This window comes from Paraburkholderia sp. GAS348 (assembly GCF_050434205.1).
Taxonomy (GTDB): Bacteria; Pseudomonadota; Gammaproteobacteria; order Burkholderiales; family Burkholderiaceae; genus Paraburkholderia.
Genome location: NZ_JBNPVT010000004.1, coordinates 256,218 through 281,946 on the forward strand (window position 1 = coordinate 256,218; position 25,729 = coordinate 281,946).

The 25,729-nt window shown below is 62.7% G+C and carries 27 protein-coding genes; 10 read left to right on the forward strand and 17 right to left on the reverse strand.

The features are described 5' to 3' along the window. Window positions 1-36 precede the first annotated feature (36 nt). Together yjgA and mog are read left to right on the forward strand one after the other, a co-directional pair. On the forward strand, window positions 37-648 hold the full coding sequence (gene yjgA, locus P3T22_RS09170) for a ribosome biogenesis factor YjgA (protein ID WP_063498038.1): 612 nt from the start codon (window positions 37-39) through the stop codon (window positions 646-648). After that, window positions 629-1,273 carry a molybdopterin adenylyltransferase gene (mog, locus tag P3T22_RS09175; RefSeq protein ID WP_063496889.1) on the forward strand — a complete coding sequence of 215 codons (645 nt, stop codon included), beginning with the start codon at window positions 629-631 and terminating at the stop codon, window positions 1,271-1,273. Before yjgA ends, mog begins: the two co-directional genes overlap by 20 nt. Before the next feature lie 22 nt (window positions 1,274-1,295). Here the strand turns inward: mog and orn are convergent, their stop codons facing one another. Further along, window positions 1,296-1,913 carry an oligoribonuclease gene (orn, locus tag P3T22_RS09180; RefSeq protein ID WP_063496890.1) on the reverse strand — a complete coding sequence of 206 codons (618 nt, stop codon included), beginning with the start codon at window positions 1,911-1,913 and terminating at the stop codon, window positions 1,296-1,298. 244 nt (window positions 1,914-2,157) lie between these two features. Here orn and P3T22_RS09185 point away from each other — a divergent pair, with 244 nt between their 5' ends. Genes P3T22_RS09185 through P3T22_RS09195 form a run of 3 tightly spaced genes read left to right on the forward strand, consistent with a single transcriptional unit; the run spans window position 2,158 to window position 4,706 of the window. Further along, window positions 2,158-3,417, forward strand: coding sequence for a M48 family metallopeptidase (locus P3T22_RS09185; RefSeq protein WP_063496891.1), 1,260 nt, complete (start codon window positions 2,158-2,160; stop codon window positions 3,415-3,417). Continuing rightward, window positions 3,414-4,355, forward strand: coding sequence for a ribosome small subunit-dependent GTPase A (rsgA, locus tag P3T22_RS09190; RefSeq protein WP_429324798.1), 942 nt, complete (start codon window positions 3,414-3,416; stop codon window positions 4,353-4,355). The genes P3T22_RS09185 and rsgA overlap by 4 nt, the downstream gene beginning before the upstream one ends. Before the next feature lie 30 nt (window positions 4,356-4,385). Further along, a complete protein-coding gene (locus tag P3T22_RS09195) occupies window positions 4,386-4,706 on the forward strand; it encodes a putative signal transducing protein (RefSeq protein WP_063496893.1) in 321 nt (106 codons plus the stop codon). A 204-nt stretch (window positions 4,707-4,910) separates the two neighbouring features. Here P3T22_RS09195 and P3T22_RS09200 read toward each other — a convergent pair whose 3' ends face one another. From P3T22_RS09200 to rpsP, 6 genes are all read right to left on the reverse strand, one after another. After that, a complete protein-coding gene (locus P3T22_RS09200) occupies window positions 4,911-5,849 on the reverse strand; it encodes a CobD/CbiB family protein (RefSeq protein ID WP_063496894.1) in 939 nt (312 codons plus the stop codon). Window positions 5,850-5,964: 115 nt separating this feature from the next. Then, entirely contained in the window at window positions 5,965-6,678 is a 714-nt protein-coding gene (locus tag P3T22_RS09205; RefSeq protein ID WP_063496895.1) for a CoA pyrophosphatase, read from the reverse strand. Window positions 6,679-6,771: 93 nt separating this feature from the next. Beyond that, on the reverse strand, window positions 6,772-7,161 hold the full coding sequence (gene rplS / locus P3T22_RS09210) for a 50S ribosomal protein L19 (RefSeq protein ID WP_007180916.1): 390 nt from the start codon (window positions 7,159-7,161) through the stop codon (window positions 6,772-6,774). A 155-nt stretch (window positions 7,162-7,316) separates the two neighbouring features. Further along, complete coding sequence (trmD, locus tag P3T22_RS09215) at window positions 7,317-8,084, reverse strand: tRNA (guanosine(37)-N1)-methyltransferase TrmD (protein ID WP_429324799.1); 768 nt, start codon at window positions 8,082-8,084, stop codon at window positions 7,317-7,319. Between the two features lie 24 nt (window positions 8,085-8,108). Further along, complete coding sequence (rimM, locus tag P3T22_RS09220) at window positions 8,109-8,843, reverse strand: ribosome maturation factor RimM (protein WP_429324800.1); 735 nt, start codon at window positions 8,841-8,843, stop codon at window positions 8,109-8,111. A 129-nt stretch (window positions 8,844-8,972) separates the two neighbouring features. Then, the gene (gene rpsP / locus P3T22_RS09225) at window positions 8,973-9,227 is read right to left on the reverse strand and encodes a 30S ribosomal protein S16 (protein ID WP_006050280.1); all 255 of its coding nucleotides are present in this window, start codon (window positions 9,225-9,227) and stop codon (window positions 8,973-8,975) included. A 172-nt stretch (window positions 9,228-9,399) separates the two neighbouring features. Between rpsP and P3T22_RS09230 the strand changes: the two genes are divergently transcribed. Next, on the forward strand, window positions 9,400-10,602 hold the full coding sequence (locus P3T22_RS09230) for a PQQ-dependent sugar dehydrogenase (protein ID WP_429324801.1): 1,203 nt from the start codon (window positions 9,400-9,402) through the stop codon (window positions 10,600-10,602). 202 nt (window positions 10,603-10,804) lie between these two features. Continuing rightward, a complete protein-coding gene (locus tag P3T22_RS09235) occupies window positions 10,805-11,272 on the forward strand; it encodes an NINE protein (RefSeq protein ID WP_429324802.1) in 468 nt (155 codons plus the stop codon). Window positions 11,273-11,288: 16 nt separating this feature from the next. Here the strand turns inward: P3T22_RS09235 and P3T22_RS09240 are convergent, their stop codons facing one another. Then, on the reverse strand, window positions 11,289-12,434 hold the full coding sequence (locus tag P3T22_RS09240; protein ID WP_429324803.1) for a PA0069 family radical SAM protein: 1,146 nt from the start codon (window positions 12,432-12,434) through the stop codon (window positions 11,289-11,291). A gap of 98 nt (window positions 12,435-12,532) precedes the next feature. After that, window positions 12,533-13,021: an Lrp/AsnC ligand binding domain-containing protein gene (locus P3T22_RS09245; protein ID WP_007180908.1), complete on the reverse strand. Its 489-nt coding sequence runs from the start codon at window positions 13,019-13,021 to the stop codon at window positions 12,533-12,535. Between the two features lie 160 nt (window positions 13,022-13,181). On the opposite strand from P3T22_RS09245, the gene P3T22_RS09250 reads away from it, so the two are divergent. Beyond that, a complete protein-coding gene (locus tag P3T22_RS09250) occupies window positions 13,182-14,468 on the forward strand; it encodes a D-amino acid dehydrogenase (RefSeq protein WP_429324804.1) in 1,287 nt (428 codons plus the stop codon). 154 nt (window positions 14,469-14,622) lie between these two features. Here the strand turns inward: P3T22_RS09250 and P3T22_RS09255 are convergent, their stop codons facing one another. The 6 genes from P3T22_RS09255 to P3T22_RS09280 all read right to left on the reverse strand — a co-directional run bounded on the left by P3T22_RS09255 (window position 14,623) and on the right by P3T22_RS09280 (window position 21,148). Further along, window positions 14,623-16,413 carry an acyl-CoA dehydrogenase gene (locus tag P3T22_RS09255; RefSeq protein ID WP_429324805.1) on the reverse strand — a complete coding sequence of 597 codons (1,791 nt, stop codon included), beginning with the start codon at window positions 16,411-16,413 and terminating at the stop codon, window positions 14,623-14,625. A gap of 103 nt (window positions 16,414-16,516) precedes the next feature. Then, entirely contained in the window at window positions 16,517-17,452 is a 936-nt protein-coding gene (locus P3T22_RS09260) for an electron transfer flavoprotein subunit alpha/FixB family protein (RefSeq protein ID WP_063496901.1), read from the reverse strand. 13 nt (window positions 17,453-17,465) lie between these two features. Next, window positions 17,466-18,215: an electron transfer flavoprotein subunit beta/FixA family protein gene (locus P3T22_RS09265; protein WP_429324806.1), complete on the reverse strand. Its 750-nt coding sequence runs from the start codon at window positions 18,213-18,215 to the stop codon at window positions 17,466-17,468. Between the two features lie 261 nt (window positions 18,216-18,476). After that, complete coding sequence (locus P3T22_RS09270; RefSeq protein ID WP_429324807.1) at window positions 18,477-19,277, reverse strand: MetQ/NlpA family ABC transporter substrate-binding protein; 801 nt, start codon at window positions 19,275-19,277, stop codon at window positions 18,477-18,479. Window positions 19,278-19,470: 193 nt separating this feature from the next. After that, on the reverse strand, window positions 19,471-20,124 hold the full coding sequence (locus tag P3T22_RS09275; RefSeq protein WP_063496904.1) for a methionine ABC transporter permease: 654 nt from the start codon (window positions 20,122-20,124) through the stop codon (window positions 19,471-19,473). Beyond that, complete coding sequence (locus P3T22_RS09280; RefSeq protein ID WP_063496905.1) at window positions 20,114-21,148, reverse strand: methionine ABC transporter ATP-binding protein; 1,035 nt, start codon at window positions 21,146-21,148, stop codon at window positions 20,114-20,116. Before P3T22_RS09280 ends, P3T22_RS09275 begins: the two co-directional genes overlap by 11 nt. Window positions 21,149-21,477: 329 nt before the next feature. Here P3T22_RS09280 and P3T22_RS09285 point away from each other — a divergent pair, with 329 nt between their 5' ends. Beyond that, window positions 21,478-22,302, forward strand: a complete 825-nt coding sequence (locus P3T22_RS09285) for an alpha/beta hydrolase (protein WP_236720958.1) — start codon at window positions 21,478-21,480, stop codon at window positions 22,300-22,302. Window positions 22,303-22,383: 81 nt separating this feature from the next. Here the strand turns inward: P3T22_RS09285 and P3T22_RS09290 are convergent, their stop codons facing one another. Beyond that, window positions 22,384-23,184, reverse strand: coding sequence for an enoyl-CoA hydratase (locus tag P3T22_RS09290; protein WP_063496907.1), 801 nt, complete (start codon window positions 23,182-23,184; stop codon window positions 22,384-22,386). A gap of 63 nt (window positions 23,185-23,247) precedes the next feature. Then, window positions 23,248-24,171 carry a histone deacetylase family protein gene (locus P3T22_RS09295; RefSeq protein ID WP_063496908.1) on the reverse strand — a complete coding sequence of 308 codons (924 nt, stop codon included), beginning with the start codon at window positions 24,169-24,171 and terminating at the stop codon, window positions 23,248-23,250. Window positions 24,172-24,414: 243 nt separating this feature from the next. Here P3T22_RS09295 and mltB point away from each other — a divergent pair, with 243 nt between their 5' ends. Continuing rightward, on the forward strand, window positions 24,415-25,599 hold the full coding sequence (gene mltB, locus P3T22_RS09300) for a lytic murein transglycosylase B (protein ID WP_236720849.1): 1,185 nt from the start codon (window positions 24,415-24,417) through the stop codon (window positions 25,597-25,599). Window positions 25,600-25,729 lie beyond the last annotated feature (130 nt).

Sequence of the window (25,729 nt, forward strand, 5' to 3'; positions counted from 1 at the left end):
GCGGGTTCCGCGCGCGCGGCACGTTACAATATCGGTATGACACGCAAAACCCGCATTCAACCCATCGAATCCGCCGAGCCGGAAGTCGACGAGAACGGCTACGACCGTCCCAGCAAGTCCCAGCTCAAGCGCGAAATGCACGAGCTGCAGGAACTGGGCTCGGCGCTGATCGCCCTGCCGAAAGACGCGCTCAAGCGCATGCCGATGCCCGAAAAGCTCGACGACGCCGTGCGCGAAGCGCGCCGCATCACCGACCACGAAGGCAAGCGCCGTCAGGTGCAGTACGTCGGGCGCGTCATGCGCTCGCTGCTGGACGAGGAAACCGCCGCGCTGCGCACCGCGCTCGACACCTACAACGGCGTCAACAAAGCGGAAACTGCCAAGCTGCACTGGATCGAGCGCACCCGCGAGAAACTGCTCGCCGACGACGCCGCGCTGACCGAATTCATCCGCCAGCACCCGAACGCCGATCCGCAGCAGGGCCGCACGCTGATCCGCAACGCCCGTAAGGAAGCGCAGCAAAGCAAGCCGCCGCGCTACTTCCGCGAGCTGTTCCAGTGGATCAAGAACGCCGACGGCCCGTCGGCCGGCACCGATTCCGAAACGGAAGACGCCCTGGAAGACGACGATGACGACCGCGACGCGTAAGCCAACGCGCGGACATCCGGATGAAATCGTGATCGGCCTCGTGTCGGTCAGCGACCGCGCGTCCACCGGTGTCTACGAGGACAAGGGCATTCCGGCGCTGCAGGAATGGCTCGGCGCCGCCCTGACCTCGCCGTTTCAAGTGGTCACGCGCCTGATTCAGGATGACGCGCCCACGATCTCCGCCACGCTGATCGAACTGGTCGACGAAGTGGACTGCGATCTGGTGCTGACCACCGGCGGCACCGGCCCGTCGCGCCGCGACGTCACGCCAGAAGCGACCCTGGCGGTCGCGACGAAGGAAATGCCGGGTTTCGGCGAGCAGATGCGGCAGATCAGCCTGAATTTCGTGCCGACGGCGATTCTGTCGCGCCAGGTGGCGGTCATCCGCGAAACTGCAACACACGCAGCGCTGATCATCAATCTGCCCGGCCAGCCGAAGTCGATCAAGGAAACGCTGGAAGGCTTGCGTGACGCCGAAGCGGGCGGCGCGGTGAAGGTGCCGGGCATTTTCGCCGCGGTGCCCTATTGCATCGACCTGATCGGCGGCCCGTATGTGGAAACGAACGCCGACGTGGTGAAGGCGTTCCGGCCGAAGAACGCGCAGCGCGCGCCCCGGCAGGGTTGAAACTGAAACGGCCGCTTACTGGTTATTCCGCGGCGGGCGTTTCCGGGACCTGCGAGGCCGCCGGAATCAGGAAGTGTTCGCGGTAGTACTTCAGTTCGTCGATCGATTCGTGGATATCGGCCAGCGCCGTGTGCATCGCGCGTTTCTGGAAACCCTTGTAGATCGCCGGCTGCCAGCGGCGGCACAGTTCCTTCAGCGTGCTGACGTCGAGATTGCGGTAATGGAAGAAACGTTCCAGATCCGGCATCCAGCGCGCCATGAAGCGGCGGTCCTGGCAGATCGAATTGCCGCACATCGGCGATTTGCCCGGCGGCACGTATTGCGCGAGAAAGTCGCGAATCTGTTCTGTGGCGTCGGCTTCACTCACCGTCGACGCCTTCACGCGATCGATCAGGCCCGAGCGGCCATGCGTGTTCTGGTTCCACTGATCCATTTTGGCGAGCGTCTCGTCGCTCTGATGAATCGCCAGCACCGGGCCTTCGACCAACCGGTCGAGCGTCGAATTCGTCACCACCACCGCGATTTCGATGATGCGGTCAGTGTCCGGTTCGAGCCCGGTCATTTCCATGTCCAGCCAGACGAGATTCATGTCGCTGCGCACGAGCGACGGCGGTTCGGTGGATGCGAGGATGTCAGTCATGAAGGCAACCCTGATGGCCGGGTAAACGGCTTCGCTGGAAGCACGCTTGCCGCGGCGATTGTTCGTAATAGATTGGTTTGAGCCGGCTTGGACCTGCCTGGGCCTGCCTGGGCCGGGTTTAAGCCGGGTTTAAGCCGGGTTTAAGCCGGGTTTAAGCCGGGTTTAAGCCGGGTTTAAGCTTATCGCCCCGCCGCCAGGCGGGAAGAAACATATAATTCTCGCATAGATACCACGGAATCCCCGGATGCCTACCCTGTACTTCACCGTTCTGTTCGTCGTCGCCGTCGTGGCGATGGTCGGCACCAAACTGTGGCTCGCGTCGCGGCAGATCCGCTTCGTCGCCGGCCATCGCGAGCAGGTGCCGAGCCAGTTTGCCGGCACCATCGCGCTCACCGCGCACCAGCGCGCCGCCGACTACACCGTCGAACGCACGCGGCTGACGATGATCGAGATCGTCGTCGGCGCGGCTGTGCTGATCGGGCTGACGCTGCTGGGCGGCGTGCAGGCGCTCGACCTGGCGATCTCCGATTGGCTCGGCCGCGGCTACGCCGGCCAGATCGCACTGGTCGCGGCGGTGATCGCGATCACCAGCGCGATCGATCTGCCGTTCGAGTACTACCGGCAATTCGTGGTCGAGCAACGTTTCGGCTTCAACCGGATGAGCAAGGGTATTTTCTTCCTCGACCGTCTCAAGGGCGTTCTGCTCGGCGCCGCGTTCGGCCTGCCGCTGCTGTTCGTCGTGCTGTGGCTAATGAGCCAGGCCGGCACCCTGTGGTGGCTGTGGACGTGGATCGTCTGGGTCGCGTTCCAGATGCTTGTGCTGGTGCTGTATCCGTCGTTTATCGCACCGCTCTTCAACAAGTTCGAGCCGCTCAAGGACGAAGCACTGAAAAGCCGCATCGAAGCGCTGATGCAGCGCTGCGGTTTCGCCGCCAAGGGCCTGTTCGTGATGGACGGCAGCCGCCGTTCGGCACATGGCAACGCCTATTTCACCGGCTTTGGCGCGGCCAAGCGGATCGTGTTCTTCGACACGTTGCTCGCGCGCCTGTCGGGCAACGAGATCGAAGCGGTGCTCGCGCACGAACTCGGCCACTTCAAGCGCCGTCACGTGATCAAGCGGATGATCGTCACGTTCGCGATCAGCCTCGTGATGCTCGCGCTGCTCGGCTGGCTCACGCAATGCGTGTGGTTCTATGAAGGACTGGGCGTGCGGCCGTCGCTGATCGGCGGCAATAGCGGCCTCGCGCTGGTGCTGTTCTTCCTCGCGCTGCCGGTGTTCCTGTTCTTCGTCACGCCGCTCGGCAGCCTCAGCTCGCGCAAGCACGAGTTCGAAGCCGACGCGTTCGCCGCCACGCAAACCGATGCGCAAGACCTCGTCAACGCGCTCGTCAAGCTGTATGAGGACAACGCGTCGACCCTGACGCCAGATCCGCTCTACACCGCGTTCTATTACTCGCATCCGCCGGCGTCGCAGCGGATCGACCGCCTGTTGCGGCACGCATGAGCGCGCGCTCCCCGAAAGCGCCGCGCGCGCCGTCCAGCACGCGCGTGGGCGGGCTCGTCATTGCCGCTCATGGGCGCCACTACCTGGTTGCACCGGAAGACGGCAGCCCGATGCTCCAGTGCTTCCCGCGCGGCAAGCGCAGCGAAGTCGCGGTCGGCGATCGTGTGATTTACGAGCCGACCTCGGCGGATCAGGGCGTGATCGTCGAGATCGGCGAACGGCGCAATCTGCTGTATCGCTCGGATCAGTACAAGTCGAAGCTGTTTGCCGCGAATCTCGATCAGTTGCTGATCGTGCTCGCGACCGAGCCGCATTTCAGCGAGGATCTGCTCGGCCGCGCGCTAGTCGCCGCCGAGGCGAACGAGCTGAAGCCGTTGATCGTGCTGAACAAGATCGACGTGACCGGCGCGCTCGAAGGCGCGCGCAAGCGGCTCGAACCGTATCGCGCGCTCGGCTATACCGTGGTCGAAGTGTCGATCAAGACGCAGCCTGACGCCGCGCGACCCGCTTTGCTCGAACACCTGCAAGGTCACTCGACGCTGCTGCTCGGCCAGTCGGGCATGGGCAAATCAACGTTGGTGAATCTGCTGATTCCGGATGCCGAGGTAGCCACACGTGAGATCTCGACCGCGCTGAACAGCGGGCGGCATACCACGACCTTCACGCGGCTCTACCCTTTGCCGGGTGGCGACGGCGGTGCGTTGATCGATTCACCGGGGTTCCAGGAATTCGGTCTGCATCACCTGACCGAGGGCCGGCTCGAACGCGCGTTTCCCGAGTTCCGGTCAATGCTGCCGAACTGCCGCTTCTATAACTGCCATCACTTGCAGGAACCGGGCTGCGCGATTCTCGAAGCGGTCGCCGACGGCGGGATCCGGCGTGAACGGCATGCCCTGTATGCGCAACTGGTGCACGAAGCTAGCCAGATCGTGCGCTAACGCGCGTCGCTATCAACCCATGGACTCACGATGAAATTGATGCGCGCGCCTAATCTGATCATCGGACAGCATTGGGTCAACGTGCTGGAGACGGCGGGCATCGCTTGCGAGTTGCATAACCGTTATCTGAATGGCGCGCTCGGCGATATTCCGGCGGATCAGTGCGCGCCGGAGCTATGGCTCGTCGATGAACGCGACGAGGCGATGGCGCTGCGCCTGATCGATGCGGCTTCGCATGGGCCGGCGGCGGGCTCGCCTTCGTGGCAATGCCGTCAGTGCGGGGAGACGCTCGAGGCGCAGTTCACGGTGTGCTGGCAGTGTGGGACGGCGCGCGATCCGCTGGACGGTTGAAGCGGTTAGACGCGGCTCATGGAGGGTGAAGCGACCAGGCCTCCGGTACTAATCGGTCATGTAATCGTGGCGTGAGCAATGAAAAAGCCGGGTTCTATGAACTGACCCCGCAAAGTTGGACATCGATCCAACCTTTGGGGTGCAGTTCACTACCCGGCTTTTTTCTGCGGTGCGTGAGTCACGCGCTGACTCAAACGAGCGGCCTCAGGCCAGCCACACCGCGATCGTCAACATCAGCAGCAGAATCATCCACAGCACCACCGCGCGCCACACGAGACCCACCGCCGATTGCAGCGTACGCGGCGTGCAGTCGTCGCCGACCTGCATCGGGCCGCCGTCGCCGGTGGCCAACGCGTCGAGGCTCGACGGCTCGGCGAGCGGGCCGCTCAGACGCGCACCCAGCGCCCCACTGCCCGCGGCCAGCAACACGCCGTCATTCGCATCCGGCCACTGACGCGCGTGGTTGCGCCACGCATAAATCGCGTCTTCAAAATTACCGACGATCGCAAAGCCCAGCGACGTGAGCCGCGCCGGCACCCAGTCGATCACGAAAAAGGCGCGCTGCGCGAAACTCGAAAACGCCACCGTGCGATCGTCGACCGGCCGCGCCCATGCACGCGCCAGATACTCGGCAATCCGATACAGCACCGCGCCCGCCGGCCCAACCGGAATCAGAAACCAGAAGAACACGCCAAACACATGCCGATGCGATGCGACCACCGCGTGAATCAGCGTATGACGCACAATCTCGCTGACGGGCATGTCGACGGTGTCGAGCCCGGTCCATTCATTCAGGATTTCACGCGCACGCGGCACATCGTCGTTGTTCAACGCGAGGTGGATGTCGGTGAAGTAATGGCTGAACTGCCGGAAGCCGAGCGTGAAGTACAGCACCGCGACGTTCCACAGGAAGGCCAGCGCAAAGTGAATGTGATAAAGCACGTAGTAGACGAGCGCGACGGCCAGCGTCCAGGGCACCACCACCACCAGCCATGCGAGCAGGCCATGCTTGGGCTTGCCGGCATCGAATCCGTGCGCCGCCGACTCCGCATGGTATTGAAGCAACGCGGACACCGGATTGTTCGGCGACAGCGCGCGTACCTGTTCAATGATCAGAGCCAGCAATACGGAGAAAAAAGTCATGCGGTGCGCCGTGCTTTTCGAGTTTTTACGATTGTTTTATAACGATAGCACAGGGTCGGATGCGACTGAGCGCGGACGTTGACAAACACCCAACAACTGCACAGACCGACGCAGCTTATGCCGCTAGAAAGCGATAGAAGTTGCGCAGCATCGCCGCCGTTGCGCCCCAGATGAAATGATGGCCACCCACCTGATCCTCGCGATCTTCGGACGCCGACGCGGTTCGCGGATAGGGCATGGCGAAGAAGCGCCGCTCGCCGCCCTCGTAACGAAACACACGTTCTTCGTGATTCGCGGGATCCATCAGAAAAGCGAGCGGCACTTCGAAGACTTCGGCCACTTCGAGTGCATCCACTTTCAACGTGAAAGGCGGGTGCACAAGACCGATCACGGGCGACACGCGAAACCCGGTGCCCGTCAAATAGTCGGGCAACGCACCGAGAATTTCAACCCGCGACGGCTCGAGTCCGACTTCTTCCTGCGCCTCGCGCAATGCCGTGGCGGTCGAATCTGCGTCGAAGGGTTCATGACGGCCGCCGGGAAAGCTTACCTGGCCGGCGTGGTCGTTCAGATGGTCGGCACGTTGGGTCAGCAGCACGGTGAGACCGTTGTCGCGCACGACCAGTGGCACCAGCACGGCGGCAACGCGCGGATCGGCGCGCACGTCACGCCAGGGCACTTCGATAATGGGTTCAGGCGTCCAGCTAAGACGCTGCGCGAAACGCCCACGCAGACCGTCGGGCGTCAGGCGCCCGGCAACGACCGGTGGCAGATCGGCACCTGTCGCTTCGACAGGCAGAGTTTCAGGCTCAAAGGCGGGGCGGATCAACGGGTCTCTCGGAATGAGCGGATAGGGGACATGCCGCTATTTTGACCTGGCAAACAAAAAAGCACCCGCGAGGGGTGCTTTTTCTTACAGCTTTTACGCTTCCGGAGCAGCGCGGTCTTTCTTCGCGACCAGCTTTTCCTTGATCCGAGCCGACTTGCCCGAACGGTCGCGCAGGTAGTACAGCTTCGCACGACGCACATCGCCACGACGCTTCACGACGATGCTTGCCAGCAGCGGCGAGTACGTCTGGAACGTACGCTCGACGCCTTCGCCCGACGAAATCTTGCGGACGATGAACGACGAATTCAGACCACGGTTACGCTTGGCGATCACGACGCCTTCGTAAGCCTGAACACGCTTACGCGTACCTTCAACCACGTTCACGCTGACGATCACCGTGTCGCCGGGGGCGAATTCGGGGATGGTCTTCTCGCCGAGGGCGCGCGCGATTTCTTCCTGCTCGAGTTTTGCAATCAGATTCATCACTGACTCCTAAGTCCATCTTGTCGACGTTCGTACCTGCCTCGCGCTGGTTTTACCTGGTGCGTCTGGCTACGGCCCCGATAGAGGATGGGTTCACATCTGGCGCCGTACACGCATGTGCGGCGCCGCCTATGTCCGCTCGAAAGACCGAGGCTTTACGCCTTCGACGCTTCCTTCGCGAGACTCGTAAGCCATGCCTCGTCGGCACGGCTCAACATCTTGTACTTTCTGGCCTTCACGATCAGATCGGGCCGCTTGTTCAGCGTATTGCGCAAGGCCTCACGCCGACGCCATGCCTCGATTTCCGCATGATGGCCGCCGAGCAGCACATCGGGCACACGCACGCCGTTGTATTCCTCCGGACGCGTGTAATGCGGACAATCCAGCAGCACGTCGACGAAACTGTCCTGCACCGCCGATTGTGAATCGTTCAGCACGCCGGGCAACTGGCGCACCACGGCATCCATCAACGCCATGGCCGGCAATTCCCCGCCGGACAGCACGAAGTCGCCGAGACTGACTTCTTCGTCGACAACACGGTCGAGCAAACGCTGATCGATCGCTTCATAGCGCCCGCACAACATGATCAGACCGGGCTCGGCCGCGAACTGCATGACACGATCGTGATTCAGCGTGGCGCCTTGCGGCGACATCATCACGACGCGCGACGCGCCGATGCCCTGCTCCGCCTGCGCCGCTTTCGCCGCGCCGATCGCGTCTTCGAGGGGCTTGGCCAGCATGACCATGCCGGGGCCGCCGCCGTAAGGACGATCGTCGATTGTGCGGTAGTTGTCCGTGGTGAAATCACGTGGATTCCACGTACGCAACCCGTAGCGCTCCTGCTTCGCCGCACGGCTGGTGATACCCCAGTCGGTCAGCGCACGAAACATGTCAGGAAAGAGCGTCACGACATCGAACTGCATCGCTCTCTCCAGTCAGCGAGTTATTTAGTAATCGGCTTCCCAGTCGACGATGATCTGCTTCGCCGCCTGATCCACCGTTTTGACAAAGACGCCGACGAACGGGATCAAGCGCTCGCCGGTGACCGGCTTACCGCTTTTGTCGGTATCCGGGTATTCGATGCGCAACACCGAGTGCGCACCGTTGTCGATCATGTCTGCAACCTTGCCGAGGTTGACCCCGGCAACGTTCACCACATCCAGGCCGAGCAGGTCGACCCAGTAGAATTCATCGGCCCCGAGGGCCGGAAATTCGCTGCGGCTGATATAAACGCGCGTGCCGCGCAGTGCCAGTGCCACATCGCGGTCAGTTACGCCGCCCAGATGGGCAACGACACTGTCGCTATGCGTTTTTGCCTGTAACGACGGCGCCGATTTGCGCTCGTGGCCTTTCAGCAACCACCAGCGCTTCGCGCTTAGCAACGCGTCGCCGCCGTGTCCGGCATCCGCGTGCGCGGCTACCTTGACCCAGCCTTTGAGGCCGTAAGCGTCGACAATTGCACCGACCTCGACCGCATCGGCCGGCCAGCTCTCCGCCGTTTCCGCGCGCATGCCTGCTGCGTTGGAACCGGCGCTTGCAACTTCGGCTTTCGCCTTGCCTTCGGCCCGTTCGACCGGCTTGCGGACGAATGCTCCGAACGGCGCCTGATCAGACGTCTTCGCGCGCGGGGCTGCCACTTTTGCCTTCGCGCGGCCTGAACCGCCGGAATCACGCTCAGACATAAGGGAACCTCGAAGAGAACCTCGCTGCCAACTTCGACGTCTGCTTCAGCAAAACTCGCGCATCGGACTGCTCACGCAAGCTGCGCGAGCCGCCGGCCGAACCGACGACGATACGCATGCTAGCTGCCATTAAGCAGCCGGCTGCGCCTTTTGCGCTTCTTTCACGAGACGCTCGACGGTCGGCGACAGTTGTGCGCCAACGCCTTGCCAGTACGTCAGGCGGTCTTGAGCGATACGCAGCGACTCACCCTTCGTAGCGACCGGGTTGTAGAAGCCAACGCGCTCGATGAAGCGGCCGTCACGACGGTTACGCGAATCGGTTGCGACGATGTTGTAGAACGGGCGCTTCTTGGAGCCGCCACGAGCCAAGCGGATGATGACCATACTAGAATCCTTGAAAACCGGGGTTCGGAACGACTGAAACACGCGATTATAGCGGGAAACCGACGCCATAACAAACACTTACCGGGATAAACTGAGTGGCCGGGTTGCGCCGGCCATCCAGGCGAGGAGCCCGGACCACGCCCAAACGCCCGAATTGCCTGACGGAGCGCCCGTGAAACTCCTGCTGCCGCCTGCGTTTTTTTTCGCTTCATTCGCCGCCTTTCGGCGAATCGCCGGCTTTGCGCTGCTTGCCGGCTTTTCGAGCGCCGTCCGCGTTCAGGCCCTGCGAGCCGGCGTAATGTTGTTGCTCGCCGCCACTGCCCTGCCGGCGCTGGCCGCGCTGCCGGTCGAGCGCATCAAACTGCCACCGGGCTTCCATATCGAGGTCCTGTCGGACGCGGTACCCAGCGCGCGGGGCATGGCGCTCTCGCCGAAAGGCATTCTTTATATAGGCAGCCTTGACGGCCACGTCTACGCGCTCGAATTGCAGAATGGGCGCGTGACGGCTCGCCACGTGATTGGCTCCGGATTGGAAGCGCCGGCCGGTGTGGCGTGGCGGGATGGCGCGCTGTATGTGTCCGCAGTGTCGGAAATTCTACGCTTCGACGCGATCGACGCCCATCTGAATGACCCGCCCAAGCCAGCCGTCGTCACCGACACACTGCCGACAGAAACGCATCATGGCTGGAAATTCATTGCGTTCGGGCCGGATGGCAAGCTGTACGTGCCGCAAGGCGCGCCCTGCAACGTCTGCCTGAAAGACCGCGACCGCTTTGGGCTGATCGGCCGCATGGACCCGGACGGCAGCCATTATGAAGTCGTGGCGCGCGGCGTTCGCAATACGGTCGGCTTCGCGTGGCACCCGGTGACGCATGAGCTGTGGTTCACCGACAACGGCCGCGACATGATGGGCGACGACGTACCGGACGACAAACTCAACCGCGCACCGCGCGTCGGCATGGATTTCGGTTTTCCGTACTGCCATGGCGGCGACACGCCCGACCCCGAGTTCGGCAAAGACCACCCGTGCAGCGCCTTCACGCCGCCGGTTGTCAAACTCGGTGCACACGTCGCCTCGCTCGGCATGCGCTTTTACAGCGGCTCGATGTTTCCGGCCGCCTATCGAGACAATATTTTTATCGCCGAACACGGTTCGTGGAATCGCAGCAAGAAGGTTGGTTACCGCGTCGTACGGGTGATCACCAACCCTGACGGCAGCAACGCGCATCAGGAAGTCTTCGCCGTTGGCTGGCTCCAACCGGGCGAAGCGGTATGGGGCCGCCCAGCCGACGTGCAACCGATGCCCGACGGTTCGCTCCTGATCAGCGACGACTACGCCGGCGCGGTCTACCGCGTGACCTACTCCGCGCCTTAGCCTTAACCGCTGCGCAACTGCGCGCCGAGGCCGCCGACGCGGCCCGCACGCACCCAACCCACGACGGACACAAGCAGCCGCGGCGTCCATACGGTCGTACACCACGTGACCGCCACCACACAGCGTGGCGTAGAATGCGCGTCGGTCCGTGCCTACCGGCGCCCCGCTCCTTTCGACCGCCTGTCACTCTGCTCTCGCCCACATGTCCACGCTTGCTTCGACTTCCTCGCATTTCAGATCCAAGACGATTACCGCCGCGCTGGCATTCTTCTTCGGCAGTCTCGGCGCCCACCGCTTCTATCTGTATGGCATGCGCGACATTTACGGCTGGGCTCATCTGCTTGGCACGCTGATCGGGATTCCGGGCGCCATGCTGGTGGTGGCCAGCGAGCGGGCCTCGATGCCCGGTTGGGTGCTAGCGTTTTTCGGTGCCGTTTCCCTGCTCTCCGCGTTTCTGGCTGCGATCGTCTACGGCCTGCGTCCGGATGAAAAGTGGGATGCGCAGTTCAACGCGCAAACCCAGCGCAAAAGCCACTCTGGCTGGACCGTCATTTTCATCGTGATCTTTTCGCTGCTGATCGGCGCGTTCCTGCTGATGACGGGCCTTGCGATCTCGTTCCAGACTTACTTCGAAGGTCAGGTAGAGGCCGCCAAAGCGCTATCGCAATGACCTCCCGCGCGCCGCGCTAAAAGAGGTTCAACTGCGGATCGTGGCGTGGCGGCGGTTCAGCACGCACCGGTTCGACCCGGCGAAAGTGCGACATGTCCAGAATGCCGCGATCGCGCCGGTTTAACCCGAGCCGGCGCACGGCCTTGTAGAAGCGTTGCTTCAACAGGTCCGCCCACAACCCTTCCCCCTTCATTCGAGTGGAAAAGCTCGAGTCGTAGTCTTTCCCGCCCCGCATATCGCGCACGCGACTCATCACCCGGTCAGCACGATCGGGAAAATGCGCCGCGAGCCAATCCTTGAAAAGCGGCGCGACTTCCCACGGCAAGCGCAGCACGATGTAACTCGCATTGCATGCACCGGCTTGCGCACAAGCCTCCAGCACGCGCTCCATGTCCGGCTCGGTGACGAATGGAATCACCGGCGCGATGCTCACGCCAACGGGAATACCCGCTTCGCTCAACGTACGGATCGTGCGCAATCGACGCGACGGCGTGGCCGCACGCGGCTCCAGCGTGCGCGCGATATCCGCATCCAGCGTGGTGATCGTGATGGCCGCCATGAACTGCCCGCGCGCCGCCATAGGCGCGAGCAGATCGAGATCGCGCTCGATCAGCGACGATTTGGTGATCGCCGCGAAGGGATGGCTCCGCTCGCTGAGCACTTCTATCACCCGCCGAGTAAGCCGCAAATCGCGCTCGGCGGGTTGCCAGGCGTCCGTATTGACGCCCAGCGCGATCGGCTCGGGCACATAGGACTTCTTCGACAACTCGCGCTCGAGCAATTCCGGCGCATTGATCTTTGCATAGATGCGGCTTTCGAAGTCGAGCCCCGGCGACAACCCCAGATAACTATGGGTAGGCCGCGCAAAGCAGTAGATACAGCCATGCTCACAGCCCCGATACGGGTTCAGCGACACGCTGAACGGAATATCCGGCGATGCATTGCGCGTGAGAATGGTTTTGGCCCGCTCTTCGAAAACCTGCGTGCGTAAGACCTTGGGCTCGCCGCCTTCCTCCGGCGACGAAAGCCAGCCGTCGTCCACCACTTCGCGCTGGTCGACTTCATAACGGCCTTGCAGGTTCGTCACCGCGCCGCGCCCCTTGCGAGGCGCGGGCGGAGCGATCGGAAATTCGCTAGCGGAGTGGATGTCGGAATCGGTCACGGCTGGAGCACGCAAAAACAAAAACGGCGCAAAACACCTGTATAAATATACAGTGTTTACGCCGTTTGTCGAGCCCAGCCAGGCACCTTTCTCGCGAACTAATCACCAACTGCAATCGTCAGCGTTTCCTTGATTTCTTCCATCACCACGTAGCTCTTCGACTGCACCGCGCCGGGCAGTTGCAGCAGGATGTCACCCAGCAGTTTGCGGTAGTCGGCCATTTCACCGATGCGCGCCTTGATCAGGTAGTCGAAGTCGCCGGAGACGAGGTGGCACTCCAGCACCTCGGGGATCTTCTGCACCTCGCGGCGGAACTGGTCGAACATGTTGCCGCTTTTGTGATCGAGCGTGATCTCGACGAATACCAGCAGCGCCGCGCCCAGCTCAGCCGGGTTCACCCTTGCATGATAGCCGGTGATCACGCCGTCACGCTCCATCCGCTTGACCCGCTCGATGCAAGGCGTAACGGACAGCCCGACCTGTTCGGCAAGGTCTTTCATTGCCATCCGGCCGTCCTGTTGCAGGAGCCGCAGGATCTTGTGATCGAGTTTGTCGAGGGCCCGGACCGGTTGGCGTTGTGTACGCATAGTGTTTTTGCTGAAAATCTTGAAAATACGATAACAAAACCTACCTGACTGTTAATAGTATAGCGGTTAACACTGGGCGATCAGCGTTACACCTCGTTAATCGAATGAATTCCAACGAATCGACGAGCGCACCGCCCTCAGACCTTTCTCTGGAGCAGCTATGCGAGTCGTCGTTTTGGGCAGTGGCGTCGTCGGGGTGACGAGTGCTTATTATCTGGCGCGTGCCGGTCATGAAGTCACGGTGATCGATCGCGAGGCCGGCCCGGCGCTCGAAACCAGCTTTGCCAATGCCGGCCAGATTTCGCCGGGCTACGCGTCGCCGTGGGCGGCGCCGGGCGTGCCGCTGAAGGCCGTCAAATGGATGTTCCAGAAGCATGCGCCGCTGGCGATCCGCCTCGACGGCACGCAATTCCAGTTGCAATGGATGTGGCAGATGCTGCAAAACTGCACGTCGTCGCGTTATGCGGTGAACAAGGGCCGCATGGTCCGCCTCGCCGAATACAGCCGCGATTGTTTGCAAGCGCTGCGCGCCGAAACCAGCATCCAGTACGAAGGCCGCACCGGCGGCACGCTGCAGGTGTTCCGCACGCAACAGCAGTTCGACGGCGCCGCGAAAGACATCGCCGTGCTGCGGGATGCCAACGTGCCGTATGAACTGCTGTCGCCGGCCGAGCTCGCAAAAGCCGAACCGGCGCTCGCCGCGGTCTCGCACAAGCTGACGGGCGGCCTGCGCCTGCCGGGCGACGAAACCGGCGACTGCCAGATGTTCACCACGCGCCTCGCCGCGCTGGCCGAGCAACTGGGCGTCAAGTTCCGCTACAACACGCCGATCGACTCATTCGCCATGGCGGGCGAGCGCATCGCCGGCGTGCAATGCGGTAATGAACTGATACGCGCGGATTCGTTTGTCGTGGCGCTCGGTTCGTACTCAACGAAATTCCTGTCCGGCCTCGTGAAGATTCCGGTCTACCCGCTCAAGGGGTATTCGATCACCGCGCCGATCGTCAACGAAGCGTCCGCGCCGATTTCGACCGTACTCGACGAGACCTACAAGATCGCGATCACGCGCTTCGACGACCGGATTCGCGTCGGCGGCATGGCGGAGATCGTCGGCTTCGACAAATCGTTGCGCCAGGCGCGCCGCGAAACGCTGGAACTATGCGTGAACGATCTGTTCCCGGGCGGCGGCGATACGTCGAAGGCCACCTTCTGGACTGGCCTGCGTCCGATGACACCGGACGGCACGCCGATCGTCGGCCGCACGCCGGTGCCGAACCTGTTCCTGAATACGGGTCACGGCACGCTGGGCTGGACGATGTCGTGCGGCTCGGGGCAACTGCTGGCCGACGTGATGTCGGGCAAGCAACCCGCGATCAAGGCGGACGATCTGTCGGTGCATCGCTATCTCGGCGAGACCGGCGGTGCGCATCGCCCGGCTTATGCTTGAGGTTTAGGGATTAACGATTAACGCTTCGCGAGCGGTTGCGCCGGTTCGTCATCGCAGACAAACCGGCCTGACAAAGACAAACGGCGCCTCACAGGGCGCCGTTTGTCTTTTCGCACGAGCTTTCGCTACATAGCTCGAGAGAAGAAGTGCAGCATCAGAACTGATCTTCCGACAACGCCAGCACACTCTCCCCGCCCTTCGCGGTAACGATCGACGCTTCGAGCGCCGACGCCTGCGGCAGCACATGCTCGGCATAGAACTGCGCGGTCGCGATCTTCGCGCCGTAGAACGACGGATCTTCGGCGCGCTTTTCAGCCGCCACGAGCAGCGCACGCGCCATCTGCCAGCCGCCCAGCACGACGCCCGCGAGCTTCAGATACGGCACGCTGCCGGCGAACACCGCGTTCGGATCGTTCTTCGTGTTGGCAACAACGAAATCGACCGCCGCAGTGAGCGAGCGATGACCTTGCGCCAGATATTTCTTCATCGATTCGAACGCCGCACCCTGCTGCGTGCCGAGCGCCTCGATCGTTTCTGCTACGCCGGCCAGCAGCGATTTCGCCACCTTGCCGCCGTCGCGCACAGTCTTGCGGCCGATCAGGTCGTTGGCCTGGATCGCGGTCGTCCCTTCGTAGATCGGCAGAATGCGCGCGTCGCGGTAGTACTGCGCGGCGCCCGTTTCTTCGATGAAACCCATGCCGCCGTGCACCTGCACGCCGAGGCTCGTCACGTCGATCGACAGCTCCGTGCTCCAGCCCTTCACGATCGGCACGAGGTATTCGTAGATCGCCTGATGTCCGGCGCGTTTTGCTTCGTCAGGATGACGATGCGCGATATCGCAGTGAGCCGCGGCGACATACGCCAATGCGCGCGATGCTTCGGTGAGGCCACGCATCGTCGCGAGCATGCGGCGCACGTCCGGATGCTGGATGATTGCCACCGATTGCTTCGCCGAGCCGTCCACCGGGCGGCTTTGCACGCGATCCTTCGCGTACGCCACGGCCTTCTGATACGCCCGGTCCGAGACGCCCACGCCCTGCATGCCCACCGCGAAACGCGCCGCGTTCATCATGATGAACATGTACTCGAGGCCGCGATTTTCTTCGCCGATCAGATGACCGATCGCGCCGCCGTGGTCGCCGAACTGCAGCACCGCGGTGGGGCTCGCCTTGATGCCGAGCTTGTGCTCGATCGACACGCAATGCACATCGTTACGCTCGCCGAGCGAACCGTCTTCATTGACGAGAAACTTCGGCACGATGAAGAGCGAAATGCCCTTCACGCCTTCCGGTGCGTTCGGGATGCGCGCCAGCACGAGATGGGCGATGTTCTGCGCCATGTCATGCTCGCCCCATGTAATGAAGATCTTGGTGCCGAACAGCTTGAACGAACCATCGCCTTGCGGTTCGGCGCGCGTGCGCACCAGCGCGAGATCGGAACCGGCCTGCGGCTCGGTCAGGTTCATCGTGCCGGTCCACTCGCCGGAAATCAGCCTGGGCACGTAGGTCTGTTTTTGCGCTTCGGTGCCGGCGGTGAGCAGCGCTTCGATCGCGCCGTCGGTCAGCAGCGGACACAGCGCGAACGAGAGGTTCGACGCATTGAGCATTTCGATGCACGGCGTGGCGATCAGCTTCGGCAGGCCCTGGCCGTCGTAGTCGAGCGGATGCTGCACGCCTTGCCAGCCGCCTTCCACGAACTGGCGGAACGCCTCCTTGAAGCCGGGCGTCGCGGTAACCACGCCATCCTTCCAGCTGCTCGGATTGCGATCGCCTTCGACGTTCAGCGGCGCCAGCACTTCGCCGCACAGTTTCGCCGACTCTTCGAGCACGGCCTGAGCCGTATCGAGGTTTGCGTCTTCGAAGCCAGGCAAGGTCGCGATGTCTTCGAGCGCGGCCAATTCTTTCATCACGAACAGCATGTCCTTGATGGGTGCCGTATAGCTCATGCCAGTTCTCCTCCGGTCTTTCGATATAAAAAGGGCGCCGGACTTGTTAGGTCCCACGCCCTTTCGTGTGCTGCCAGACGCCTGTTAACCGGCGCTGCGGCGCTTAGCCGAGTTCGCTAACAAGTTCCGGCACGAGCGTGAACAGATCGCCCACCAAACCGTAATCGGCGACGCTGAAAATCGGCGCTTCCGGGTCCTTGTTGATCGCGACGATCACCTTCGAGTCTTTCATCCCGGCCAGATGCTGGATCGCACCCGAGATGCCGACGGCCACGTACAGTTGCGGCGCGACGATCTTGCCGGTCTGGCCGACCTGATAGTCGTTCGGCACGAAGCCCGCATCGACGGCTGCGCGTGATGCGCCCAGCGCTGCGTTCAGCTTGTCCGCCAGCGGTTCCAGAACCTTGGTGTAGTTCTCGCCGTTGCCCAGACCACGGCCGCCCGAGACGATGATCTTCGCCGAAGTCAGTTCCGGACGGTCCAGCTTCGTCACTTCACGGCTCACGAACTGCGACAGGCCGGTGTCGGCTGCGGCTTCGATCTTCTCGACCGCTGCGCTGCCGCCTTCGGCCGCCACGGCATCAAAACCGGTCGTGCGGACCGTGATGACCTTGATCGGGTCAGCCGATTGCACGGTGGCGATGGCGTTGCCGGCGTAGATCGGGCGCTCGAACGTGTCTGCGCTGTCCACTGCGGTGATGTCGCTGATCTGTGCGACATCCAGCTTCGCGGCAATACGCGGTGCGATGTTTTTACCGTAAGCAGTCGCCGGCGCGAGGATGTGCGTGTAGTCCTTCGCGATGTTCATCACCGTCGCTTCGACGTTTTCTGCCAGGCCCGCTGCCAGTTGCGGCGCGTCGGCCAGCAGCACCTTGCTCACGCCAGCGATCTTCGCTGCCGCATCCGCTGCGGCTTGTGCGTTGTGGCCTGCCACCAGCACGTGGATATCACCGCCAATCTTCTGCGCGGCTGCGATCGTGTTCAGCGTCGCGGCCTTGATCGATGCGTTATCGTGTTCTGCAATTACCAGATTCGTCATTTCGTCCGTCTCCTTACAGCACCTTGGCTTCGGTCTTCAGCTTCTCGACCAGCGTCTTCACATCCGGCACCATCACACCGGCAGAGCGCTTCGGCGGCTCGACGACCTTCAGCATCTTCAGGCGCGGCGTCACGTCAACGCCGAGATCTTCCGGCTTGATGACTTCCAGCGGCTTCTTCTTCGCCTTCATGATGTTCGGCAGCGTCACATAGCGCGGCTCGTTCAGGCGCAGGTCGGTCGTGACCACAGCGGGCAAGGTCAGCGACAGCGTTTCCGCGCCGCCGTCGACTTCGCGCGAAACCGTAGCTTTACCATCGGCAACGACAACCTTCGAGGCGAACGTCGCTTGCGGAAGATTCGCCAGCGCAGCGAGCATTTGGCCGGTCTGGTTCGAATCGTCGTCGATGGCCTGCTTGCCGAGAATCACCAGCCCAGGCTGTTCCTTGTCGACCAGCGCCTTGAGCAGCTTGGCGACGGCCAGCGGCTGCAGGTCTTCGTTCGACTCGATCAGGATCGCGCGGTCCGCGCCGATCGCCAGCGCCGTGCGCAGCGTTTCCTGCGCTTGCGTCACACCCGCCGACACGGCGATCACTTCGGTCGCCACGCCCGCTTCCCTCAGACGAACCGCTTCTTCAACCGCGATTTCGTCGAACGGATTCATCGACATCTTCACGTTCGCGATGTCGACGCCCGTGCCGTCCGATTTGACCCGGACTTTCACGTTGTAATCGACCACTCTCTTGACTGGCACCAGGATTTTCATGCACACGCTCCAAAGTTACGAATACGTCAGCCCAACGATCATTATAACGACTGCCCTTAGGGCAACCGCGTCGCGGGCGCTCTAGCAGAAGGATATCGCTCCTCAGCGGCGTGACGACAATATCGAACGATCGTTCTATTTTAATCTCGAAAAAACCCGGGCGACAACCCCGGGTTAAGACTTACGACTCTAATTTTACATTGCCGTCGTGTCTTGCTATGCCCACAGCCGGGGAAAACGGTCGAAAAGCCGGCCGTCACATCACCAGGCCGTGATCACCGCCCCGCCGAATTTGCTCTCGACGAACTGCTTCACTTCCGGCGAATGATACGCCGCGACCAGTTTCGCCACCCACGGCTTGTTTTTGTCAGCTTCGCGGATTGCGATGATATTCACGTACGGACCCTTCGGGTCTTCGATCGCGATGGCGTCCTGCCTGGGCTTCAGACCCGCTTCCATCGCAAAGTTCGTATTGATCGCGGCGGCGTCCACGTCGTTCAGCGAACGCGGAATTTGCGCGGCGTCGAGTTCGACTATCTTCAGCTTCTTCGGGTTGTCGACGATGTCGAGCGGCGTCGCCCTGAGACCTGCGTCCGCGCGCAGCTTCAGCAGACCCTGCTTTTGCAGCAACAGGAGTGCCCGGCCGCCATTGGTCGGATCGTTCGGCACCGCGATCTTCGCGCCCGGCTGCAATTCAGCCAGCGTCTTCACTTTCTTCGAGTAGAGGCCCATCGGGTACGTGACCGTATCGGCAACGCGGATCAGCTGGTAGCCGCGGTCCTTCACCTGGGCCTGCAAGTACGGGTCGTGCTGGTAGCTGTTCGCGTCCAGGTCGCCGCCGGCGAGCGCCGCGTTCGGCTGGACGTAGTCGGAAAACTCAACGATCTTGATGTTCAGGCCGTTCCTTGCCGCGACCGTCTTCACGACTTCCATGATCTGCGCGTGCGGGCCGCCGGTGACGCCGACCTTGATCGCGTCTTCGGCACGAGCCGCCGTGGCGGCAGCGAACAGCGACGCGGCGCCAAGCGTGGCGGCCAGCTTGAGAATGAAACGACGTTGCATGATGGACCTTTTCCGAATCTGGCAATTCTGTTGAGCGTGCCCCAAAACCTGTCGCTTCGCGGCCGCCTCCCCGAGGAGGCGATCCCCCAATCCCCCCAAGGGGCGGGGGACTTCCTTCGGAGCGGGGGCCTCCCTGCGGAGCGGAAAACTTGCGGCGCGCGGCGTTTTCTCGAAAGGCTCCGATAGCCTCTGTTTATTTATGGCTCAAACGACGCACGAGCCAATCCCCGAATGACTGCACCAGTTGCACGAAGACGATCAGGATCACCACGACCGTCACCATCACTTCCGGCAGGAAACGCTGATACCCGTAACGAATGCCCAGATCGCCGAGCCCGCCACCGCCGATCGCACCGGCCATCGCTGAATACCCGACCAGCGACACGAAGGTAATCGTCAACCCGGCGACCACGCCCGGCAGCGATTCCGGCAACAGCACCTTGAAGACGATCTGACTAGTGGTCGCGCCCATGGCCTGCGCCGCTTCGATCAGACCGCGATCGACTTCGCGCAAAGCTGTCTCAACCAGACGCGCGATAAACGGCGCTGCGGCGATCGTCAGCGGCACCACGGCCGCAGCCGTGCCGATCGACGAACCCACTACGAGGCGTGTGAACGGAATCACTGCGACCAGCAAAATGATGAACGGCGTCGAGCGCACCGCGTTGACGATTCCCCCTATCACGCGATTCACCGCGATATTCTGCAGCACGCCCTGACGGTCGGTCAGATACAGCAGCACGCCGAGCGGCAGGCCGACCGCTGCGCCGACCAGTCCGGAGATGCCCACCATCACGAGCGTTTCCCAGAACGACTGGACGAACATATCGAACATTTCACTCAACATACGACAGCTCCTCGACCACCACACCCTGTTCGCGCAGATACGTCAGCGCCTCTGCCACCTTTGCCGGTTCGCCGCCCGCCAACACCGCGAGCGAGCCGAACGCCTGCCCCTGGATCTCGTCGATCTGGCCGTGCAGGATGTTGAAGTCGAGTTCGTAGCGGCGAATCGTTTCCGACAGGATCGGCTGATCGACACCCGACCCGGTGAACGCGAGGCGCAGCAAATGTCCGCTGCCGGTCTTCAGGCGTTCGGCCACGCGCGCCTTCATCGCGGGCGGCAGCTCCTGCGCGATCACGTCGCCGATCAGCGCGCGCGTGACTTCGTGATGCGGTTGCAGGAACACGTCGATGACCTTGCCCTGTTCGACCACACGGCCCGCATCCAGCACCGCGACGCGGTCGCAGACCTGCTTGATCACGTCCATCTGGTGCGTAATCAGCACGATCGTCAGGTTAAGTTCGCGATTGATACGCTTGAGCAGTTCGAGGATCGCGCGCGTGGTTTCGGGATCGAGCGCCGAAGTCGCTTCGTCGGAGAGCAGCACCTTCGGCTTGCTCGCCAACGCACGCGCGATGCCGACGCGCTGCTTCTGCCCGCCGCTGATCTGCGCCGGATAACGATCCTTCTGCGCCGACAGGCCGACCAGTTCGAGTAGCGGCAGCACGTTCGCCTCGATCTCGTCGCGCTTCATGCCGGCGAGTTCTAGCGGCAAGGCCACGTTCTCGTACACCGTGCGCGACGACAGCAGGTTGAAGTGCTGGAAAATCATGCCGATCTCGCGACGCGCCTCGCGCAATTGCGCGGCGGGCAGCGTCGTCAGATCGCGGCCGTTGACGACGATGTTGCCTTCGCTCGGGCGCGTCAGCAGGTTGAGGGTGCGCACGAGCGTACTCTTGCCCGCGCCGCTGCGGCCAATGATGCCGAACACCTCACCCGCCGGAATCGACAGATTGACGTTGTGCAACGCCTCGACCCAGCCCCGGGGCCCGGCGAACCGCTGAGAAATATTGCGTATTTCGATCATGGAAAAACGAAACGGCGGAGTTCGCCAACGAGCGTTGTGCGCTCCTGACAAGCGGCCGCCGTTGCTTTTATTAGGATTTGAGCGCGCAATTCTACCGCAGCACCGTCATTCTCTTTAATAATCAATTACGATCTTTTCATAACCACAGGGCATTAGAGGCCGGCCCGGCGCGAGATGCTCGCGCGTGCGCACCCGCTGCGACTATGATCGGGCAAATCAGAATCGGGACCAGTTCAGGACAAACGGTGGCTAAGGAAACAACTCGACCAGGCAATGTGCGTCCCGCAGCAGCCGCCCGGAAAGGCGGCGCGGCGCGGCGCTCGACGGTCATGACGAGCGACGGCATCGACCTGCCGTTGTACCGCTGGCCCGCCACGACACCATTGCGCGGCACCGTCGCGCTGGTGCACGGGCTAGCGGAGCACGCGGGGCGTTACGCGGCGCTGGCGGATCGGCTGAATCCGGCCGGCATTGAACTCGTCGCCATCGACTTGCGCGGACATGGGCATGCGCCGGGCAAACGCGTGTGGGTGAAGCGCTTCGACGAGTATCTGCTCGATGCTCAGGCCTTGCTCGATGAAGCGGCGACCAGTTGCGCACCACTGTTCCTGATGGGCCATAGCATGGGCGGCGCGGTCGCGGCGCTGTACGCGATCGAACGGCTCGCGGCAAGCGAGCGCCGGCTCAGCGGCCTGATCCTGTCGAGCCCCGCGCTCGCGCCGGGCCGTGATGTGCCGCGCTGGATGCTAAAGGTGAGCCAGGTGATCAGCCGCTTCTGGCCGACCTTCCCGGCGATGAAAATCGACGCGGCTTTGCTGTCGCGGCTTCAGCCCGTGGTGAACGCCAATCGTAACGATCCGCTGGTTCATCACGGCGCGATTCCGGCGCGTACGGGCGCGGAGTTGTTGCTGGCGATGGCGCGCATCGAACGCGGCCGTGCGGAACTACGCGTGCCGCTGCTGGTGTATCACGGCACCGCCGACAAGCTGACCGAACCCGAAGGCAGCCGCGATTTCGGCGCGCACGCGGGCTCGCCGGACAAAACGCTCACGATGCACGAAGACAGCTATCACGAGACGATGAACGATCTCGACCGGGATCGGGTGATTGGCGCGCTGATCGACTGGATCGAGAAGCGGCTGCCCCAAGCGTGAGCACTTGACGGCATGGCGGAGCCTCGGACCTCCGCCGACCTGAGTGCCGGACCCGGCCCCGCCAGGAACGGCCCAACCCGGCTAGCGCTTCCAGTCGGGTGGTCGCTTGTCGATAAACGCCTGCACGCCTTCGAGCGCCGAGTCATCCATCATGTTGCAGGCCATGGCCTGGCCGGCTAGCTGATACGCCGCTTCGATGCCCATTTCGAGCTGGCGATAGAAAAGGCCTTTGCCGGCGCTCACCGCTTCGACGGGTTTCGCGCAGATGCTTTTCGCGAGCCGCGCGACCTCTGAATCGAGCGCATCTGCCGGAACCACACGATTCACGAGGCCTTGCTGCTTCGCCTGCGCGGCGTCGATGAAATCGCCGGTGAGCAGCATTTCAAGCGCCGCCTTACGCGACAGATTGCGCGACAGCGGCACCGAAGGTGTAGCGCAGAAAAGCCCCAGATTGACACCCGAGACGGCAAAGCGCGCAGTATCGGCAGCGACTGCCAGATCGCACATTGCGACCAACTGGCAGCCGGCTGCAGTGGCGATGCCATGCACGCGCGCAATCACCGGTTGCGGCAAGCGCTGGATCGTCAGCATCAGCTTCGTGCAGCGCGCGAACAAGGCCTGGTAATAAGCCAGCGACGGCGCCGCTCGCATTTCCTTCAGATCGTGCCCCGCGCAGAACGCGCGGCCGGCGCCGGCGATCACCACCACCCGCGCGTTGGACGCTGCCAGCGCCGTTAGCGTCGACTGCAACGCGTCGAGCAGGGCTTCGGAGAGCGCGTTAAAGGCGTCGGGCCGGTTCATCGTCAATCGGACGACGCCCGGCACGCCGTACGCGTCGTGTTCGATTTCGACCAGCGGAGCACTGCGCACCTCGGCATTCATAGCTCGCTCCTCGTTGAATTCATGCGGTTCGCGACGCTCGCGCAACGCCTGCGGCGTGGCCGCTTAGATCCCGGCCAGCGAGCGCACGTGCGCGACCACGCTGCGCCCGAGCGCCGACAGGTTGTACCCGCCTTCGAGACAGCTGACGATCCGCCCACGCGCATAGCGCTTCGCGATCTCGCGCATCTGGTCGGTGATCCAGGCGTAGTCGTCTTCGACGAGACCCATGTTGCCGAGATCGTCTTCGCGATGCGCATCGAAGCCGGCCGAGATGAAGATCATCTCCGGCTTGAAATCATGCAGGCGCGGCAGCCACATCATGTCGACCGCCTCGCGTACCGCGGTGCCTTTCGAGCGCGCCGGCATCGGCACGTTGCACATGTTGGGCGCCTGATTGTCGGCGCCGGTGAACGGATAGAACGGATGCTGGAAGATGCTGCACATCAGCACCCGCGAATCGCCCGAAAAGGCCGCTTCGGTGCCGTTGCCGTGATGAACGTCGAAATCGACGATCGCGACGCGCTGCATGCCGTGTACCTCGAGTGCATGACGCGCGGCGATCGCGACGTTGTTGAAGAAGCAGAAGCCCATCGCGCGCGCCGGCTCCGCATGGTGGCCAGGCGGGCGCACGCTGCAGAACGCGTTCTCATAGCGGCCTTCGATCACGGCGTCGGTCGCGGCCACCGCGGCGCCGGCTGCGCGCAACGCGGCCTGCAAAGTGTGCGGGTTCATCGACGTGTCGGGATCGATTTCGGCGAGCCCCTCCGTGGGTGACCGGCTGCGGATGTAATCGACGTGGGCTTGCGTATGCACGCGCAACAGCGCGGCTTCATCGGCGAGCGGCGGCGATTCGCGCTCGATCAGCGAGTCGATGCGGCTCGCGATCAATTGATCTTCGATTGCCTGCAGGCGCGCCGGGCATTCGGGATGCCATTGCCCCATATCGTGCAGCAAACAATCGGCGTGGGAATAAAAGCCAGTTGCCATGATTCTCGTCCGCGGCGCGGCGCTTTCAAAGCGCGCGCGGCGTGTCTCCGTCCAGGGGCGCGCACACTGGGCGCACCAACATTTGCCAAGTTACCACACCATGCGACTGCGACGCGCCGGGCACAGTTTTGCGGAAGGCGTCGGGTATACTGCCCCGATCCGTTTTCCCCTGTCTCTTTCGCACTGCGCCCCTAGCTCACTATGACCGTCAAGCTTGCTCTGTCTGCACGAAACCGGCTACGCATGAAGACCGTGGCCGCCGCACTGTCCGTCGCATCGTGCATGTTCATGGCAACCAGTCCGGCGATCGCGCAAAGCGCCGCGAAAAAACCGCTGCTGCTCGCGCAAAGCCAACCGCAACCGGCGGTGCCGCAAGGGCAAACCTTCGAAGAAGAGATCATTCCGCAGCGCTATGCGAACAATCCGAACGTGGACGCGTTCATCAGCGACATGTCGGCGCGCTATGACTTCGACGAAGCCGCATTGCATGCCCTCTTCGCGCGCGTGAGCTATTCGGCTACCGCAGTCAAGCTCGTCACGCCGTCACCTTCGCCGACGATCAAGAACTGGCGCGTGTATCAGTCGCGCTTTCTCGACCAGGTGCGCATCAACGCCGGCGTGAGTTTCTGGCGCGCCAACCAGGCCACGCTGCAACGCGCCTATGAAGAGTTCGGCGTGCCGCCGGAAGTGATCGTCGGCATCATTGGCGTGGAGACGATCTACGGACGCTTCATGGGCAACTTCCGTGTGCTCGACGCGCTGACCACGCTCAGCTTCGACTACCCGAATACCGCCAATCGCGCGGATCGCCAGGCGACCTTCCGCAAGAATCTTGAAGACTACCTGGTGTGGACACGCGATTCGCAAATCGACCCGACCACCGTGCTCGGCTCCTACACCGGCGCGATCGGGATTCCCCAGTTCCTGCCGAGCAGCATCGTGCAATACGCGGTGAGCTACGACGGTAACAAGCAGATCGATCTGCGCACGAGCGAGGCGGATGCGATCGGCAGCGTGGCGAATTATCTGCGCCAGAATGGCTGGGAAAACGGCCGGCCCGTGGTGTGGAAGATCGGCATGGACGCCGGCAGCCTGGGCGTGGCGCAAGCGGCCGCCGACGGTAAGCCGGAGCCGCATTGGCCGCTGGACCAATTGCTCCGGGCCGGGCTGCTGCTGGACGAGCCGGGCGTCGATATCGCGTCGGAGGCCGCCACGTCGGTGACGGTGGTGGATCTGCCGTCGCCGGGCCGTGGTACGGAGTACATGCTGGGCTTGAAGAACTTCTATGTGCTGACGCGCTATAACCGCAGTTTCTTCTACGCACTGGCGGTTTATCAATTGGGCCAGCGGGTCAAAGCGCAGATGGTGGCGAGCGACGCGGCGAACGCCAGCAGCAATGCGGCGGCGCCAGGCGCGGCTTCGCAATAAGCTGAGCGGCGGGCGTCAGACACTCCGTTGCCAGACACTCACCGCGTCACGAACGGGTAGCATGCGACACAAAAAAGCGCCGGGTCGACCGGCGCTTTTTTATTGGCCACCCAAGATTGAGGGCCGCTCA

Excerpts from the sequence above, each read along its gene's own strand:
- P3T22_RS09295 (WP_063496908.1), bottom strand. The coding sequence starts at position 24,171 with ATGGCAACTGGCTTTTATTCCCACGCCGATTGTTTGCTGCACGATATG.
- P3T22_RS09245 (WP_007180908.1), bottom strand. The coding sequence starts at position 13,021 with ATGCGTACACAACGCCAACCGGTCCGGGCCCTCGACAAACTCGATCAC.
- rpsP (WP_006050280.1), bottom strand. The coding sequence starts at position 9,227 with ATGGTCATCATCCGCTTGGCTCGTGGCGGCTCCAAGAAGCGCCCGTTC.
- rplS (WP_007180916.1), bottom strand. The coding sequence starts at position 7,161 with ATGAATCTGATTGCAAAACTCGAGCAGGAAGAAATCGCGCGCGCCCTC.
- yjgA (WP_063498038.1), top strand. The coding sequence starts at position 37 with ATGACACGCAAAACCCGCATTCAACCCATCGAATCCGCCGAGCCGGAA.
- P3T22_RS09290 (WP_063496907.1), bottom strand. The coding sequence starts at position 23,184 with ATGAATGCCGAGGTGCGCAGTGCTCCGCTGGTCGAAATCGAACACGAC.
- P3T22_RS09285 (WP_236720958.1), top strand. The coding sequence starts at position 21,478 with ATGACGAGCGACGGCATCGACCTGCCGTTGTACCGCTGGCCCGCCACG.
- P3T22_RS09195 (WP_063496893.1), top strand. The coding sequence starts at position 4,386 with ATGAAATTGATGCGCGCGCCTAATCTGATCATCGGACAGCATTGGGTC.
- P3T22_RS09200 (WP_063496894.1), bottom strand. The coding sequence starts at position 5,849 with ATGACTTTTTTCTCCGTATTGCTGGCTCTGATCATTGAACAGGTACGC.
- orn (WP_063496890.1), bottom strand. The coding sequence starts at position 1,913 with ATGACTGACATCCTCGCATCCACCGAACCGCCGTCGCTCGTGCGCAGC.
- trmD (WP_429324799.1), bottom strand. The coding sequence starts at position 8,084 with ATGCAGTTCGATGTCGTGACGCTCTTTCCTGACATGTTTCGTGCGCTG.
- P3T22_RS09275 (WP_063496904.1), bottom strand. The coding sequence starts at position 20,124 with ATGTTGAGTGAAATGTTCGATATGTTCGTCCAGTCGTTCTGGGAAACG.
- P3T22_RS09260 (WP_063496901.1), bottom strand. The coding sequence starts at position 17,452 with ATGACGAATCTGGTAATTGCAGAACACGATAACGCATCGATCAAGGCC.
- P3T22_RS09250 (WP_429324804.1), top strand. The coding sequence starts at position 13,182 with ATGCGAGTCGTCGTTTTGGGCAGTGGCGTCGTCGGGGTGACGAGTGCT.
- P3T22_RS09255 (WP_429324805.1), bottom strand. The coding sequence starts at position 16,413 with ATGAGCTATACGGCACCCATCAAGGACATGCTGTTCGTGATGAAAGAA.
- P3T22_RS09265 (WP_429324806.1), bottom strand. The coding sequence starts at position 18,215 with ATGAAAATCCTGGTGCCAGTCAAGAGAGTGGTCGATTACAACGTGAAA.
- mltB (WP_236720849.1), top strand. The coding sequence starts at position 24,415 with ATGAAGACCGTGGCCGCCGCACTGTCCGTCGCATCGTGCATGTTCATG.
- P3T22_RS09235 (WP_429324802.1), top strand. The coding sequence starts at position 10,805 with ATGTCCACGCTTGCTTCGACTTCCTCGCATTTCAGATCCAAGACGATT.
- rimM (WP_429324800.1), bottom strand. The coding sequence starts at position 8,843 with ATGTCTGAGCGTGATTCCGGCGGTTCAGGCCGCGCGAAGGCAAAAGTG.
- P3T22_RS09270 (WP_429324807.1), bottom strand. The coding sequence starts at position 19,277 with ATGCAACGTCGTTTCATTCTCAAGCTGGCCGCCACGCTTGGCGCCGCG.
- mog (WP_063496889.1), top strand. The coding sequence starts at position 629 with ATGACGACCGCGACGCGTAAGCCAACGCGCGGACATCCGGATGAAATC.
- P3T22_RS09280 (WP_063496905.1), bottom strand. The coding sequence starts at position 21,148 with ATGATCGAAATACGCAATATTTCTCAGCGGTTCGCCGGGCCCCGGGGC.
- P3T22_RS09185 (WP_063496891.1), top strand. The coding sequence starts at position 2,158 with ATGCCTACCCTGTACTTCACCGTTCTGTTCGTCGTCGCCGTCGTGGCG.
- rsgA (WP_429324798.1), top strand. The coding sequence starts at position 3,414 with ATGAGCGCGCGCTCCCCGAAAGCGCCGCGCGCGCCGTCCAGCACGCGC.